Annotated in this window: 13 protein-coding genes and 1 tRNA gene; 2 read left to right on the top strand and 12 right to left on the bottom strand. The window is 66.8% G+C overall.

Annotated elements, in window-relative coordinates; genetic code table 11:
• Window positions 1–35: 35 nt before the first annotated feature.
• The 8 genes from ABE424_RS02920 to ABE424_RS02885 form a co-directional block, all read right to left on the bottom strand.
• Window positions 36–515, bottom strand: coding sequence for a GNAT family N-acetyltransferase (locus tag ABE424_RS02920; RefSeq protein ID WP_346490803.1), 480 nt, complete (start codon window positions 513–515; stop codon window positions 36–38).
• Window positions 512–2,134 (bottom strand): FMN-binding glutamate synthase family protein, encoded by a 1,623-nt coding sequence (locus ABE424_RS02915; protein ID WP_346490802.1) that lies wholly within the window; start codon window positions 2,132–2,134, stop codon window positions 512–514. Before ABE424_RS02915 ends, ABE424_RS02920 begins: the two co-directional genes overlap by 4 nt.
• A 30-nt stretch (window positions 2,135–2,164) precedes the next feature.
• Window positions 2,165–3,451, bottom strand: a complete 1,287-nt coding sequence (locus ABE424_RS02910; RefSeq protein ID WP_346490801.1) for a nucleotide sugar dehydrogenase — start codon at window positions 3,449–3,451, stop codon at window positions 2,165–2,167.
• 304 nt (window positions 3,452–3,755) lie between these two features.
• Entirely contained in the window at window positions 3,756–4,211 is a 456-nt protein-coding gene (locus ABE424_RS02905) for a BLUF domain-containing protein (RefSeq protein ID WP_346490800.1), read from the bottom strand.
• A 75-nt stretch (window positions 4,212–4,286) separates the two neighbouring features.
• Window positions 4,287–5,324 carry a TraB/GumN family protein gene (locus ABE424_RS02900; RefSeq protein WP_346490799.1) on the bottom strand — a complete coding sequence of 346 codons (1,038 nt, stop codon included), beginning with the start codon at window positions 5,322–5,324 and terminating at the stop codon, window positions 4,287–4,289.
• A gap of 90 nt (window positions 5,325–5,414) precedes the next feature.
• Window positions 5,415–5,501: transfer RNA gene (locus ABE424_RS02895), tRNA-Leu, on the bottom strand.
• A 66-nt stretch (window positions 5,502–5,567) separates the two neighbouring features.
• Complete coding sequence (gene hemN, locus ABE424_RS02890) at window positions 5,568–6,977, bottom strand: oxygen-independent coproporphyrinogen III oxidase (RefSeq protein WP_346490962.1); 1,410 nt, start codon at window positions 6,975–6,977, stop codon at window positions 5,568–5,570.
• A 44-nt stretch (window positions 6,978–7,021) separates the two neighbouring features.
• Window positions 7,022–7,465 (bottom strand): group III truncated hemoglobin, encoded by a 444-nt coding sequence (locus tag ABE424_RS02885; RefSeq protein WP_176989609.1) that lies wholly within the window; start codon window positions 7,463–7,465, stop codon window positions 7,022–7,024.
• Window positions 7,466–7,647: 182 nt separating this feature from the next.
• On the opposite strand from ABE424_RS02885, the gene ABE424_RS02880 reads away from it, so the two are divergent.
• Together ABE424_RS02880 and ABE424_RS02875 are read left to right on the top strand one after the other, a co-directional pair.
• Window positions 7,648–7,941, top strand: a complete 294-nt coding sequence (locus ABE424_RS02880) for a hypothetical protein (RefSeq protein WP_179459275.1) — start codon at window positions 7,648–7,650, stop codon at window positions 7,939–7,941.
• Window positions 7,942–7,943: 2 nt separating this feature from the next.
• Complete coding sequence (locus ABE424_RS02875; RefSeq protein ID WP_346490798.1) at window positions 7,944–9,035, top strand: 4Fe-4S dicluster domain-containing protein; 1,092 nt, start codon at window positions 7,944–7,946, stop codon at window positions 9,033–9,035.
• Window positions 9,036–9,086: 51 nt separating this feature from the next.
• Here ABE424_RS02875 and ABE424_RS02870 read toward each other — a convergent pair whose 3' ends face one another.
• The 4 genes from ABE424_RS02870 to ABE424_RS02855 all read right to left on the bottom strand — a co-directional run bounded on the left by ABE424_RS02870 (window position 9,087) and on the right by ABE424_RS02855 (window position 13,760).
• Window positions 9,087–9,335 (bottom strand): hypothetical protein, encoded by a 249-nt coding sequence (locus ABE424_RS02870; protein WP_346490797.1) that lies wholly within the window; start codon window positions 9,333–9,335, stop codon window positions 9,087–9,089.
• A 270-nt stretch (window positions 9,336–9,605) separates the two neighbouring features.
• Entirely contained in the window at window positions 9,606–10,067 is a 462-nt protein-coding gene (locus ABE424_RS02865) for a BLUF domain-containing protein (RefSeq protein WP_346490796.1), read from the bottom strand.
• 137 nt (window positions 10,068–10,204) lie between these two features.
• The gene (locus ABE424_RS02860) at window positions 10,205–12,244 is read right to left on the bottom strand and encodes an ATP-binding protein (protein ID WP_346490795.1); all 2,040 of its coding nucleotides are present in this window, start codon (window positions 12,242–12,244) and stop codon (window positions 10,205–10,207) included.
• Window positions 12,245–12,248: 4 nt separating this feature from the next.
• Window positions 12,249–13,760, bottom strand: coding sequence for an ATPase domain-containing protein (locus tag ABE424_RS02855; RefSeq protein WP_346490961.1), 1,512 nt, complete (start codon window positions 13,758–13,760; stop codon window positions 12,249–12,251).
• Window positions 13,761–13,843: the final 83 nt, after the last annotated feature.

The raw sequence follows: 13,843 nt of genomic DNA, 5'->3' as shown, positions 1-13,843 counted from the left end.
CGCAGCATCGAGGTAGTGCCGGCCGCTGGCCGGCATCACCGTGTGCGCTGCATGCGCACCGAGGCGAGCGCTATCCCGCTGGGATGCGGATAGCGTTCCTCGCGCAGGGGCTCGAAGCCACAACGGGTGTAGAACGGCACCGCGTTGAGCGAGGCCGAGAGCACCAGCGGACGCGCCGGATCGGCCAACGCCTCCATCGCCTGCATCAAGGTCAGGCCGATGCCACGGCCACCGCAGTCGGGATCGACGAACAGCGCGTCGATCTCATTGCCGTCCCGGTCGATCACCCCATACCCCAGCAGGGCGCCGTCGCTGTCTTCGGCGACCACGCAGCCACCGGCCGCCAACAGCGCGCGATAGTGCGCCGGCGGTGGCGTGGCCGACCAAGGCGCGATCACCTCCGGCGGATAGGCCGCGCTGCACAGTTCGCGCACGCAGCGCGTGCGCAGCACCCACAGGGCGTCGGCCTCATCGGCACGTCCCACACGCAGTTGAACGGTTCGGTCTCCACTCATCTCGATTTACTCGTACGCAGCGCCTGGATGCGCGCCGGGGGCTGGAAGGAATCGCTGCGCGCATCGGCCCAGTAATCGTGGAAGACGGCATGGTCCGGCACCTTGCGCAGCAGCTCGCCCGGGGCGAGATACCGGTACAGCGATGCCAGCGAGCGGATCTCCACCGGCGAGACACGGCGCAGGATGTGCTCCGGCCCCAGCTCCGACGGATCATGGAGGCCGGCCGCGCACAGCAGGTCGCGCAGCGCACGCAGCGTGTTCTCGTGATAGCTGTGCACGCGCGTGGCCTTGTCGGTCGCGTCCAGGTGGCGCCAGCGATGCGGGTTCTGCGTGGCGATGCCGGTCGGGCATTTGTCGCTGTGGCAGCTCAGCGACTGGATGCAACCCAGCGCGAACATGAAGCCCCGCCCGGCATTGCACCAGTCCGCGCCCAGCGCGATGGTGCGGGCGATCTCGAACGCGCTGGTCACCTTGCCGGCCGCGCCGACCCGGATGCGATCGCGCAGGTCCAGACCAACCAGGGTGTTGTGCACCAGCAGCAGGGCTTCATGCATCGGCACGCCGACATGATCGATGAACTCGGCCGGTGCCGCGCCGGTACCGCCCTCGGCCCCGTCGACCACGATGAAGTCCGGCAACAGGCCGGTCTCCTGCATCGCCTTGGCGATGCCGAACCACTCCCAGGGATGACCGATGGCCAGCTTGAAACCGACCGGCTTGCCGCCGGACAACTCCCGCAGCCGCGCCACGAACTGCAGCAGCTCGACCGGCGTGTTGAACGCGCTGTGCTTCGACGGCGAGACGCAATCCACGCCCATCGGCACACCGCGGGTAATCGAGATTTCCTCGCTGACCTTGGCGGCCGGCAGCACGCCGCCGTGGCCGGGCTTGGCACCCTGCGAGAGCTTGATCTCGATCATCTTGACCTGATCGTGGTTGGCGTTGGCGACGAACTTCTCTTCGCTGAAGCGACCCGCATCGTCACGGCAGCCGAAGTAGCCCGAGCCGATTTCCCAGACCAGGTCGCCGCCCATCTCACGGTGATACGGTGAGATCGACCCTTCGCCGGTGTCGTGGTAGAAACTGCCGCGTCGTGCGCCTTCGTTGAGTGCGCGGATCGCATTGGCCGACAGCGAGCCGAAGCTCATCGCGGAGATGTTGAACACACTGGCCGAATACGGCTTGGCGCAGTTCGGGCCGATCTGGATGCGGAAATCGTGGTGGCCGATCTCGGTCGGCGCGAGCGAATGGTTGATCCATTCGTAGTCCACGGCGTACGTGCTACGCAGCGTGCCGAACGGCACCACGTCCATTTCATTTTTCGAGCGCTGGTAGATCAGGGCGCGCTGCTGCCGCGAGAACGGCACGTCCTCCAGATCGCTCTGCACGAAATACTGGCGGATCTCCGGGCCGATCGATTCCAGCCCGTAGCGGAAGTGCGCCAGCACCGGGTAGTTGCGCCGCAGCGTGCTGCGTTTCTGTAGCAGATCCCAGGTGCCCAGCACCGCCAGTGCGGCCGTCACCCCCACGCCCCAGTACCAGGCGGGCCAGATCGTGGCCAACCACAGGCAGACCGGGAACAGCAGGATGGCGAGCAGATACGCGAGATAGCGATGCATGGCTTTCCTCAATCAATAGCTGCCCCGAGTCTACAGGCGGTCGTCCACCACTTCCCGGGGCCATACGGATTTGACGTCGTACACCACGCCACCGGGCGCGAGCAGCGCGCGCACCTGCGCCGCGTCGAAGGCGCGGAAACGCTCATGTGCTACTGCCAGCACCACGCCGTCATAGCCGGCCGCCGCCGGTGCCTCGACCCAGTGCACTCCCGCATCGGCAAGCGCGGCCGGCCCGACCCACGGGTCCTGCACGTCCACCCGCGCGCCACTGGCCTGCAGCCGCTGCGCCAGCTCCAGCGCACGGCTGTTGCGCAGGTCCGGGCAGTTCTCCTTGAAGGTCACGCCCAGCACCAGCACGCGCGCCTGTGCGACGGCGATGCTGCGCGAGGCGAGCAGCGCCAGCACCCGCTGTGCGACGTGCTCGCCGACCCGGTTGTTGACCTGGCGCGCGGTGTGGATCAGATCGGGGTGATACCCCACGCTTTCGGACTTGTGCAGCAGGTAATACGGGTCCACGCCGATGCAGTGGCCACCGACCAGGCCGGGGCGGAACGGCAGGAAGTTCCACTTGCTGCCGGCGGCGTCCAGCACATCCTGGGTGTCGATGCCGAGCCGGTCGAAGATCAGCGCCAGCTCGTTGACCAAGGCGATGTTGACGTCGCGCTGGATGTTCTCGATCACCTTGGCCGCTTCGGCCACGCGGATCGAGGGCGCCGGCCAGGTGCCGGCGGTGATGATGCCCTTGTACAGCGCGTCGACCACCGCGGCGACCTCGGGCGTCGAGCCGGAGGTGATCTTGCGGATATCCGGCAGCCGGCGTTCGCGGTCGCCCGGATTGATCCGCTCGGGGCTGTAGCCGCAGTAGAAATCGACGTTGAAGCGCAGTCCCGATCCTGCTTCCAGCAGCGGCACGCACACTTCTTCGGTGGTGCCGGGATAGACCGTGGATTCGTAGATCACGATATCGCCCGGGGTGAGCAGGCTGGCGATCAGGATGCTGGCACTGCGCAACGGCGCCAGATCGGGCTGCTCGTGCGCGTCGATCGGGGTCGGCACGGTCACGATGTACACATTGCATTCGGCCAGATCCGACGGATCGGCGGTGTAACGCGCGTGCACCGCGGCGGCGAGTTCGTCCGCCTCCAGTTCCAGGGTGTGGTCCACCCCACGCTGCAGCTCGACCACGCGCGCGTGGTCGATGTCGTAGCCGATCGTGGCGTGTTTTCCGCCGAAGGTCACCGTCAACGGCAGCCCGACGTAGCCGAGCCCGATGACGCCGATGCGCGGGGCGAGCGCGGCGGAGATGGCCTGCGTCATCGAGCGGCTCCGCACCGCGGAACCGGGCCGGCCATCAGGCGGGGCATCATCAGGAAATACGTCATGCGCTACGGAACCGGGGGTGCAGGTGATGCAAGCCTAACGCGCCGGACCCTGCCCCACAAAGAACAAAGCCGCCGCCCGCGGAGAGTACGGACGACGGCCAAAGGAATAATGGTCCAGCTGCGGTTACTACCCTTTCAGACAGCCTCCAAGGGCAAACCCCGCAAGACTGGTCACAGCTGGTAGAAACATACTAGGCGCTGAGCCGTGATCATTCTGTTACGGCCAGCGTCGTTCTGCGTTACGACCCCAGCGTCACCGCGGCCGGTTCCAGTTCCCCGGAGACACCGGTCCAGGCAGCGAGCAGATACCCGAAGCCGACCAGGGTGTCGCCCCCCGCCACAGGCCGCGACTCGAAGCCCTGCCACGGCGCGTCAGCGATGCGCGCCAGTGCAGCCGGGTCGACCGCTGCCGATGCCATCGTCCAGCGCGGGAAATGACGCGCCTCCACCGGACCCCGCGCGAGTTCGCGAAGATTCGTATGGATGCGTGCGTTGAACACGCGCTGGAACACCGAGTCGACGCCGTCCTCCGGCCCTTCGAAGTACTGCAGGAAGCGTTGTCCGTCGAACATCAGCACGCCGGTCACGCCCGCCACTTTGTTGAATCCCACTGCTGCCTGCAGAATCTGATCGATATCAGATGTTTCGATTCCTTCGATAGCGTCGCTGACATAAGCGACCGCATGCAGCGGCATGAAGTATTTCCTTGATGAACTTGAGCTGACTATGCCACGAAGTATTCGCACTGGGTAGACGCCCCGCCATCGCACTCATTCCGGCACCAGCACCTCGTAGCCGCGTGCGCGCAGCTGATCGGCATAGCCACCGGGCGTGACCATTGACGTCACCGGCACGGTGGCGAAGGTCACCGCATTGCGACGCAGCGCAGCGCTGGCCATGTCCATCCATTTGCGATGCGCCTGGGCATCGACGTCGGCCAGCCCACGCCGCCGCCCGAACTCACTGGTCGCCACCGCATCCACGCAGGCCAGGTACTGCCCTTTCACCGCCAGGCTCTCCAGCGCCGCGATGTCGCCGACCGACCAGGCATTGGCCCGCTCGGCCAGCAGCGGCAGGCCATGCTCGACCACGTCCAGCGTGCGGCGGAAGCACTCCACGTCCTGCAGTGCGGTGCCGCGTACTTCCTTGAGCGCTTGCCGCGGGTCGGCGATCTTGATCGTCACCCGCGTCGATACCGGTGTGAGGCCGTGGGCCTTGCTGGCCTTCTCCACCACCTTGGACACCGGCGAGGAATGCCCCAGGCCGACATCCTTGAGGGCGGCCGCATACAGCTCCCCTGCGGCGACCAGCGGCCGGTCCTTCTCGATACCCTTGTCGCGCCCGATATGACGCTGCTTGAGTACCTCCCAGCGCGCGTAGAGATCGGGTGGCAGGCGCTCGCGCAGCGTGCGCCCGTCCGGGTCACGCGCGGCCTTCATCGCGGAGGGCAGCAAAGTCAGTCCGCGGAAGAAACCCACATCGGCGTCCAGCGTCCAGCCGGGCGAGCCAAGCACCTCCTGCGCGCTGGCGATCACGGCCCGCACCTCGTCGGCGCGCCATTGCAGCTTGGCGGGCAGCGGCGACACGGTCCCGAGAATCCACAGGGTGTGGCCCTGCGCGTCGCGGACCTGCCACATGCCGGGTCCGGGCTGCTCGCCCGAGACCAGCACCGGCGCGAGGTCGATCACCTCGCCCGCAGCGTCCTTCGGCGCCGGCGGCAGCGTCGGATCCTGGGCGTGGGCGGCGCCGCCGAGCAGCAGCGCGACGCTACACACCAGTGCTTTCCCTGCACGTACTGCGTCTGCCATGAGGCCTGTCCGGGGTGGGTTGCAGCGCAGCCTACGGTGGCGCGCGTCCGGCTGCGTAAAGTTTGCGTTGCGCGCGATCCCAAGAAGCCTTGGTGCCCGGGGCCGGAATCGAACCGGCATGGGGTTGCCCCCGGCGGATTTTAAGTCCGATGCGTCTACCAGTTTCGCCACCCGGGCAACGGCGCGCATAGGGTGCCTGATCACGCCGGGTTTTGGAATGCACGCGCGCCGATGCGCCCCTGCTCAGATCGCGCGCGAGTACCGCACCGGCTGGTCCGGCTGGGCCAGATAGCGGTCGAAACACATCGCCAGCAGCCGCAGCAGCGGACGTCCACGCTCAGTGACCCGCACCACGCCCTGCGTGTACTCGGCCAGGCCGTCGGCCTGCAGCGCGGCCAGCGCGCGCAGCCCGTCGGCGAAATACGTCTCGAAGTCCACCCCGTGCCGTGCCGCAAGCGCCCTGCCATCCACTTCGCCCTGGCACATCAGCTGGCCGATCAGCTCGGCGCGCAGCACGTCGTCCTGGTCCAGGGCCAGGCCACGCCAGACCGGCAGCCGCCCCGCATCCACCGCCGCTTCCCAGGCCGGCAGCTCGCGCGGGTTCTGGCTGTAGGTGGTGCCGATGCGGCTGATCGCGCTGGCACCAAGGCCGACCAGATCGGTATCGGCGTGCGTGGTGTAGCCCATGAAGTTGCGGTGCAGTTGACCCGCGCGTTGTGCGCGCGAGAGGTCTTCCTCCGGCAGCGCGAAGTGGTCCATGCCGATGTACTGATACCCCGCCTCGGAGAGCCGCTGCACCGCCAGGCCGAGCAGGGCGAGTTTCTGTTCGGGGCTGGGCAGATCCGCATCGGCGATCTGGCGCTGCGCGCGGAACAGATGTGGCAGGTGCGCGTAGCCATACACGGCCAGGCGATCCGGCCGCTCGCGCAACACCGTTTCCAGCGTCTGCGCGAACCCGGCCAGCGTCTGTTTCGGCAGCCCATAGATCAGATCGACATTGACCGAGCGCAACCCGTACTCGCGGCATGCACGCAGGATATCCAGCGTGGCTTCCACGCCCTGCTCGCGGTTGATCGCCTTCTGCACATCGGGATCGAAGTCCTGCACGCCCAGGCTGGCGCGATTGAAGCCCAGTTCGGCCAACACCGCGATGTCGGCGCGCGTGACGAAGCGCGGATCGAGCTCGATGGAAAAGTCGCGCGAGGCCGCCGTGCTGAACGTGAAGCGCTGGCGCAGCCCCTCGATCAGCTCGCGTATCTGTGCCGGCGCGAGGAAATTCGGCGTGCCACCGCCGAGGTGCAGCTGGATCACCTCCCGCGCCGGATCGAACTTCGGCGCCATCAGGTCCGCCTCGCTCAGCACCCGCGCGACATACGCGATGCCCTTGCCATGATCACGGGTGATGACCCGGTTGCAACCGCAGTAGAAGCACGGGCTGCTGCAGTACGGCACGTGGACGTACAGCGACAACGGTCGCCCGAGCCGGTTGCTGTCCACGATGGCCCCGCGCAGGGCCGCTTCACCGTAGCCGTCATGGAAGTGCGGCGCGGTCGGATAGGAGGTGTAGCGCGGGCCGGGCCGATCATGGCGGCGCAGCAGCTCGGGGTCGAAGTGCCAGGCGAGCCCGGCGGCGGCAGGCGAGAAGGTATCCATGTCGCCAGCGTGCGCGTACATGGGCGCGCGCGCATTGCGTCAGATCAATTCAGGCCCGGGCGCCCCGCCATCGGCAGGCTGGGCCAGCGCAGCATCTGGAAGCGGCGCCAGAACGTATCGGCGATGCGCTCGGCGACATCATCGGCCAGCCGCTGCATCGGCAGGTTGCCGCATTCGGCAGTGGTCTGCCGGAACAGCGCCAGCCAGCGGTCGAAAAGATCGCGGTCGAGCTCGTCCATGGCCATGTGCTTGGGCATCGGCGCGCCTTTGAAGCGACGCGTGCCACGCAACATCGCCGACCAGAAATCGACCAGCTGGGCCAGGTGCGCATCCCAGTCGTGGATCCGTGCGGCGAACACCGGCGCCAGGCGCGGCTCCTCGCGGACACGCGCGTAGAAGTCGTGCACCAGGCGGGTGACCTCGTCCTCGCTGCACAGGTCCAGCGCCGGGAGCGGCAGCGTGTTGTCGGTGGGATCGGCCATGAACATCCTCGGGCGGCACCGCCCAGCATCGTCGGCAGGGCCCGCCGCTGCCTTGATCAGGATCAATGAAGCCGGCGGCGAAGCCTTCTAGTCTGGGAGCTCGACAGGAAGCGCGCACCCGCGACCCCGGCCCCCGGTCGGCGCGAAGTATAGCCGTGCCCTGCCCCCTCCTCCTGAGCGTGGCCGCAATGAACGACCTGCACGACCCGCCCGACGGCAGCCGCCGACGGCTGATCCAGCAATGGGGCGCCATCCTGTGGCCCAGCTTCGTCGCCGCCGGCCTGGCCAGCGTGGTGTTCTTCGCCTTCGTCGACCCGTTGCGCCTGCGCGACATCAGCTTCCCGCAGCACGAGATCAGCCGCGAGCTCGGCTATACGCTGGGCTTTTTCATGTTCTGGGCGGTCACCGCCGCCGCCAGTGCGATTACCGGGTACCTGCTGCGGCCGATGCCCGGCGACGACGACGATCTGCCACTGGGGTGACCATGTCCAATCGCCTGACCCTGCACCTGCTCGACACCCCGCCGGCCTCCCCGCCAGCGCAGCCGCACACGTCGCTACGCTGGCGTCCACTGTTGTCCGCGCTGCTGCTGGCCGGCTTCTACACGCTGCCGTGGCTGCGCTGGGACGGCCGCCAGGCGCTGCTGTTCGACCTGACCGCGCGCCGCTTCGATCTGTTCGGCTGGACGCTCTGGCCGCAGGACGTGGGCCTCCTGCTCGGGCTGGCCGCCGTGCTCGGCACCGCGCTGGTACTGCTCACCAACCTGGCCGGGCGGGTGTGGTGTGGCTACGGCTGCCCACAGACCCTGTGGAGCCGGCTGTTCCGCTGGATCGAACAGGGCATTGCGCGACGGGTGCCGGCCGCGGGCGCGGCGCGCGCGATCAAGCACCTGGCGTGGATGCTGGTGGCGGCATGGACCGGTATCACCTTCGTCGGCTTTTTCAGTCCGATCCACGGGCTGGTCGGCACGTCATGGCCGCCGCTGTGGAGCGGATGGGAAACCTTCTGGATCGTGTTCTATGCGGCGGCGACCTGGGGCAATGCGGGCTTCCTGCGCGAACACGTCTGCCGCGAGCTGTGCCCGTATGCGCGCATCCACGGCATGTTCTGCGACAGCGACACCCCGCGGATGCACTACCACGCGCGCCGCGGCGAACCACGTGGACCGCGCGTGCCGGGGTTGGGCGGTGTCGAGGCGCGTGGCCGCGGGCTGCTCGACCCCACCAGCGCCCGCGATTACGCCTTCCGCGCCGCGCATGAAGACATCGCCGGCCCGATGCCGCGTTTCAGCGCCGACCGGCTGGGTGATTGCCTGGATTGCGGCGCCTGCGTCAGCGTCTGTCCGATGGCGCTGGACGTGCGTGCCGGGCCACACGCGGACTGCATCGGCTGTGGCGACTGCCAGGATGCGTGCGATGCGCGGATGCGCGCCGCGCAGTTCCCGATCGGCCTGATCCGGTATACCAGCACGGCGGCCATGCAGCACCGTCCCGCGCGCTGGCTGCGCCCGCGCACGCTCGCCGCGGCCGGCATGCTGCTGGCGCTGCTGGGTATCGGTCTTCATCACGTGTCGTAGCGACGCGCTGGCGGTGTTCCCCCTGCGGATTCCCGGTCCCCCGACCCGGTCTCAGCGTGCGCGTGCCCGCGCACTGCGCGGCGGCACCAACTGCGCCCGCCGCACGATCCCCAACTGTTCGATGATCAACGCCAGCTCATTGGTGACACGGGTTCGCGCGGTGCCCTGCGCGGGTGGGACCAGGCGCTCGAGCACGCGCTGGTAGGTGGACCAGAATTCCGGGCCGCAGCCATGTTTCACGTAGCTGGCTTCCAGCTCGGTTCGCACTCCGTCAGCCAAGTCATGTTCGCCGTATTCCATACGACCTCCGTGGGACTTGCTTGCTTCAGGGACGACAAAACCCCCTCAGGGCGGATTCACTTCGGGTTCACTTAAAATTTGCACGGTCGTTGCATTAAGTCAATTCCCCGACCGGCCAACGCAGACGCGATGATGAACCGTTCATAGTGCGTCGCGCCCGCATCTGCATGATGCGGGTGCTGTATTGACAGCAATATGTCAGTGGCGGCACCCCGGATAATCCGGGACCGTCCGGCCTCACTCCCCCGGGAAACGTCACGGGAGGCACGCTCACTCGGCGGACGAGCGGGTCTCCTGGACCCCGGCGCGCTCGGGCAGGTGCGGCGCGACGAACCGCATGAGACGCTCCATCGCACTGTCCACCGGCGGGCCGCCCAAGCTGCGATCGGCAAACGCCTCCCAGTCACCGGCCGACAACTCCGCGATCAGGGTCGGTTCCACACCCAGCCAGCGCATGCTCCAGTACGGAAAATAACGCTGCGGCACGCGTGCATGGCCGAGTTTGTGGATGGCCCGATGGCTGCGCGCCTGCAGCACGCGCTCATGCACGGCCGACACCCCGTCATCCGGACCTTCGAAGTACTGCAGGAACCGACTGCCATCGCAGAGCAGTACACCGGTGACCCCAGCCAGGCTGTTGAAGCGGATGGCATCTTCGACAAGAGCATCGAGATGCGCCGCAGGCAACGGACCCGCAACGTCGCTGACATACGCGATCGCGCACAGGGGCATGGGTAAACTCCGACAATTTCAAACCACTATGCTGGCACTTTCAGGTATCTAAATAAAGCGCTTGCCTGAAGCATTCAGACCCTGCGTAAAAATGAAGGCATTCCGCCGCTTCTTTCGGTGGGTTCTGCCCGTGTGCCTTACGGACGCGGGGCAATCGAACTCCGTACCGCCTCACTGAATGCATCAAGCAGGAAGGGTTTGGCGATCATCGCCATGCCGTTGTCGAGAAACGCCGAGCGTTCCTGCGCTTTCTCCGCGTAGCCGGTCATGAACAGCACGGGCAATCCCGGGCGCGACTGCCGCGCGATTTCCGCCAGCTGTCGTCCGTTGAGGCCCGGCAGCCCGACATCGGTGATCAGCAGGTCGATTTTCTTCGACGATCCCAGGATCGGGATGGCGCCGTCGGCGTCGCCGACCACTTCGGCGGTATACCCGAGATCTTCCAGCACCACGGTCACCAGCATGCGCACCTGCTCGTCATCCTCCACCACCAGGATCGACTGCCCGGCGCCGAGCGACACCGGCGGCGCGTTGGGGGCGTCGTCGTCTTCGGTGACCTCGTGGACCACCGGCATGAACAGCGACACCGTGGTGCCCTGCCCCGGCGCGGAGTCGACGGTGATATGGCCGCCGGACTGCTGCATGAAGCCGTAGACCATCGACAGGCCCAGCCCGGTGCCCTTGCCGATCGGCTTGGTGGTGAAGAAGGGTTCGAAGATGCGTTCCACCACCTCCGGGGGCATGCCGGTGCCGGAATCGGCGACGGACACCACCGCATACTCGCCGGCCGGAATGGTCGGCAGCTCGCCGTCGGCGACGTGGACGTGCAACGTGCGCAGCTGCAACTTACCGCCATCGGGCATCGCATCACGCGCATTGATGGCCAGATTCAGCAGCGCGCTTTCGAACTGGTTGCTGTCCAGGTTCGCGCGCAGCGGCGTCTCGCTGATCGCCATCTGGATGCGGATCGTTTCGCCCAAGGTGCTGCGCAGCAGATCCTGCACCGAACCGACCAGCTCATTGAGTTCCACCGTCCTGGAATCCAGCGATTGCCGGCGCGAGAACGCCAGCAGCCGCTGGGTGAGCGCCGCCGCACGCTGGCTGGAGGCGGTCGCCGCATCCAGGAAGCGCTCCAGCCCATCGAGGCGCCCCATGTCCAGGCGCATGCGCACGATATCCAGCGAGGACAGGATGCCGGTCAGCATGTTGTTGAAGTCGTGCGCGATACCGCCGGTCAACTGCCCGATCGCGTCCATTTTCTGCGACTGGCGCAGGGCGGCTTCACTGGCCTCGCGCGCGGCCATCTGGCGTTCCAGTTCGGCGGTGCGCTCGGCCACCATCGCCTCGAGGTCCAGCGCGTGCTGCTGGCTGGTCTCCAGCGCGAGTTTGGACGCGGTGATATCGGTGACGAACACATGGAAACCGTCCGGCGCGCCTTCCGCATTGAAACGCGGCGAGTAGCGGATTTCACTGTCGCGTCGGCGGCCGTCACTGAAGGGCCAGTTGGCTTCGAACACGATGTGCTCGCCCTGCAGCGCGCGCTCGATCAGCGGCCGGCGGGTGGTCCACACCTCCTGTCCGAACACCTCCGGCACCCGCTTGCCGATCACCTCCGCTACCGGCCGCTGGAACCAGGCTTCATAGGCCTTGTTGGCGAACCGGTAGTACAGGTCGCGGTCGATGAAGGCGATCAGCACGGGCATTGCATCTGCGACCAGGCGCAGTTCGGCTTCGCTGCGCTCCAGTGCGGCGCGCCCGTCGGCCAGGGCGCGCATCTGGTCACGCACCAGGAACTGCTTGTCGCGCGCCCTCAGCGCACTCTGCACCGAACTGAGCAGCGAGCTGCGCCCCAACGGCCGATCCAGCTCGATGATGTTGATCGCCAGCGGCAGGCCGGGACCCGCCAACGGGCGCTTCGGCGAACGCGGCGAGCGCAACAGGATGAAGGGGATGTCCGACCAGGAGGGCTGCCGGGCCAAGGGCTCCAACAGGGCAGCCGCGCCTTTGGCTACCGCCTCCTCGGTGACGACCACCGCGCCGACGTCATCATCGAGCGCGTCGGCCAGCCGCGCCAGGCTCTCATGGACCGTGGTTGTCAGCCCGGAGGCATCGAGCACGGAGGCGATGCTCTGCGCATCGTGCCCGAACGGCGCAAAGATGTGGACGGCGCCGGACACGCCCTCATTCTGCACGGGCAAGACCAAGCAGATGCGCCGTGTCGCCCACGAACTCCGGCGTGCCGGTCAGGATGCCCTTGAATTCATCCAGGGGTGCACTGAGCGAAATGCCCTTGCCGTCGATCTTCAACTCCCGGATCGTGTTCTCGTGTGCACCCCCGCGGTTCTTGATGACCGAGATCGCCTTGCGGATGCGACCCTGCGATTCGAAGAAACGGAACAGCACGACCGAGTCGGCGATATAGGAGACGTCGAGGTTGCCGGTCGACATCGTTCCGACCAGGCCATGTTGCGGATTGATCAGGACGGTCACCACGCCCTTCTGGTTGAGATATGAGAGCATCTCGTGCAACTGCAGCATGAGCTGTTTTTCCTGCGGCATGGCGGTGACATAGCCGTTGAGGCTGTCGATCACCAGCACGCGACACTGCCTGTCCTCGACCGCACGCCGCATGTTCCAGGCGAACTCGCCCGGCGAGATTTCCGCCGGATCGACCTGCTGGATTTCCAGCAGACCCGATGCCATATGCTTGCTCAGATCGATATCCAGCAACTCCGCACGGGCCAGCAGGGTGCCGATGCGCTCATCGAACTCGAAAATGCAGCAGTGCTCGCCGCGCTCGCACGCAGCCCAGACATACTGCAGCGCCACGTTGGTCTTGCCGCTGCCGGCCGGGCCGGTCAGCAGGGTGCTGGTACCCCGCAGCGGGCCACCTCCGAGCAGGCTGTCGATTCCGGCCACGCCACTACTGATGGGCGTCCCCAGGAACTTCGCGTGGTGGTCCGAGGCGATCAACCGCGGGAACACCTCCAGGCCGCCTTCGCGGATGACCATGTCATGGTAGCCGGCGGTGAAGTTCACCCCGCGCAGCTTCTGCACATGCATCCGGCGCCGTGCCGGACCGAAATCCAGCGTCAGCCGCTCCAGCGACACCACGCCATGACACAGGCTGTGCAACTGGCCATCGCGCTCTTCACCGGAGGCGGTCATGTCATCGACCAGCACCACCGTCGCGCTCTTGGGCGCGAAGAACTGCTTCAGCGAGAGAATCTGGCGCCGGTAACGCAGCGGATCCTGCGCCAGCAGCCGCAGTTCGGACAATGAATCGAAGACCACGCGGTGCGGCTTGATGCGCTCCACCTCGCCCAGGATCAGCTTGACCGTTTCGTCCAGCTCCACCTCCCAGGGATGCAGCACGGACTGCATGCGGCCATCGCCGAGCGCCTCTTCCGCCGAGGCCAGCTCGAACAGCTCCAGCCCCTCCAGCGACCAGCCGTGGGCATGCGCGACTTCGCGCAGTTCGTCAGCCGTTTCCGAGAGCGTGATGTACAGGCAGCGCTCCCCCTTGCTCAATCCATGCAGCAGGAACTGCAGGGACAGCGTGGTCTTGCCCGATCCGGGTGGCCCCTCGAGCAGGTACAGCCGCCCCTGGGGGAAGCCTCCGCCCAGAATGCTGTCGAGTCCTTCGATCCCGGTTGCTACGCGCGCTTTTTGTGTCTGCATAAGGCTGCCAATGTGGACGGCCGCAGCATACGAAGCCCACTGTGTAGGCCCCGTCGGCTCTCGCGCTCGAAACTGAATGGAGACCCACAACGCAC

The organism is Stenotrophomonas sp. TWI1149 (genome assembly GCF_039673155.1).
GTDB lineage: Bacteria > Pseudomonadota > Gammaproteobacteria > Xanthomonadales > Xanthomonadaceae > Stenotrophomonas > Stenotrophomonas maltophilia_AA.
This window is presented reverse-complemented; position numbering and strand designations above follow the sequence as displayed.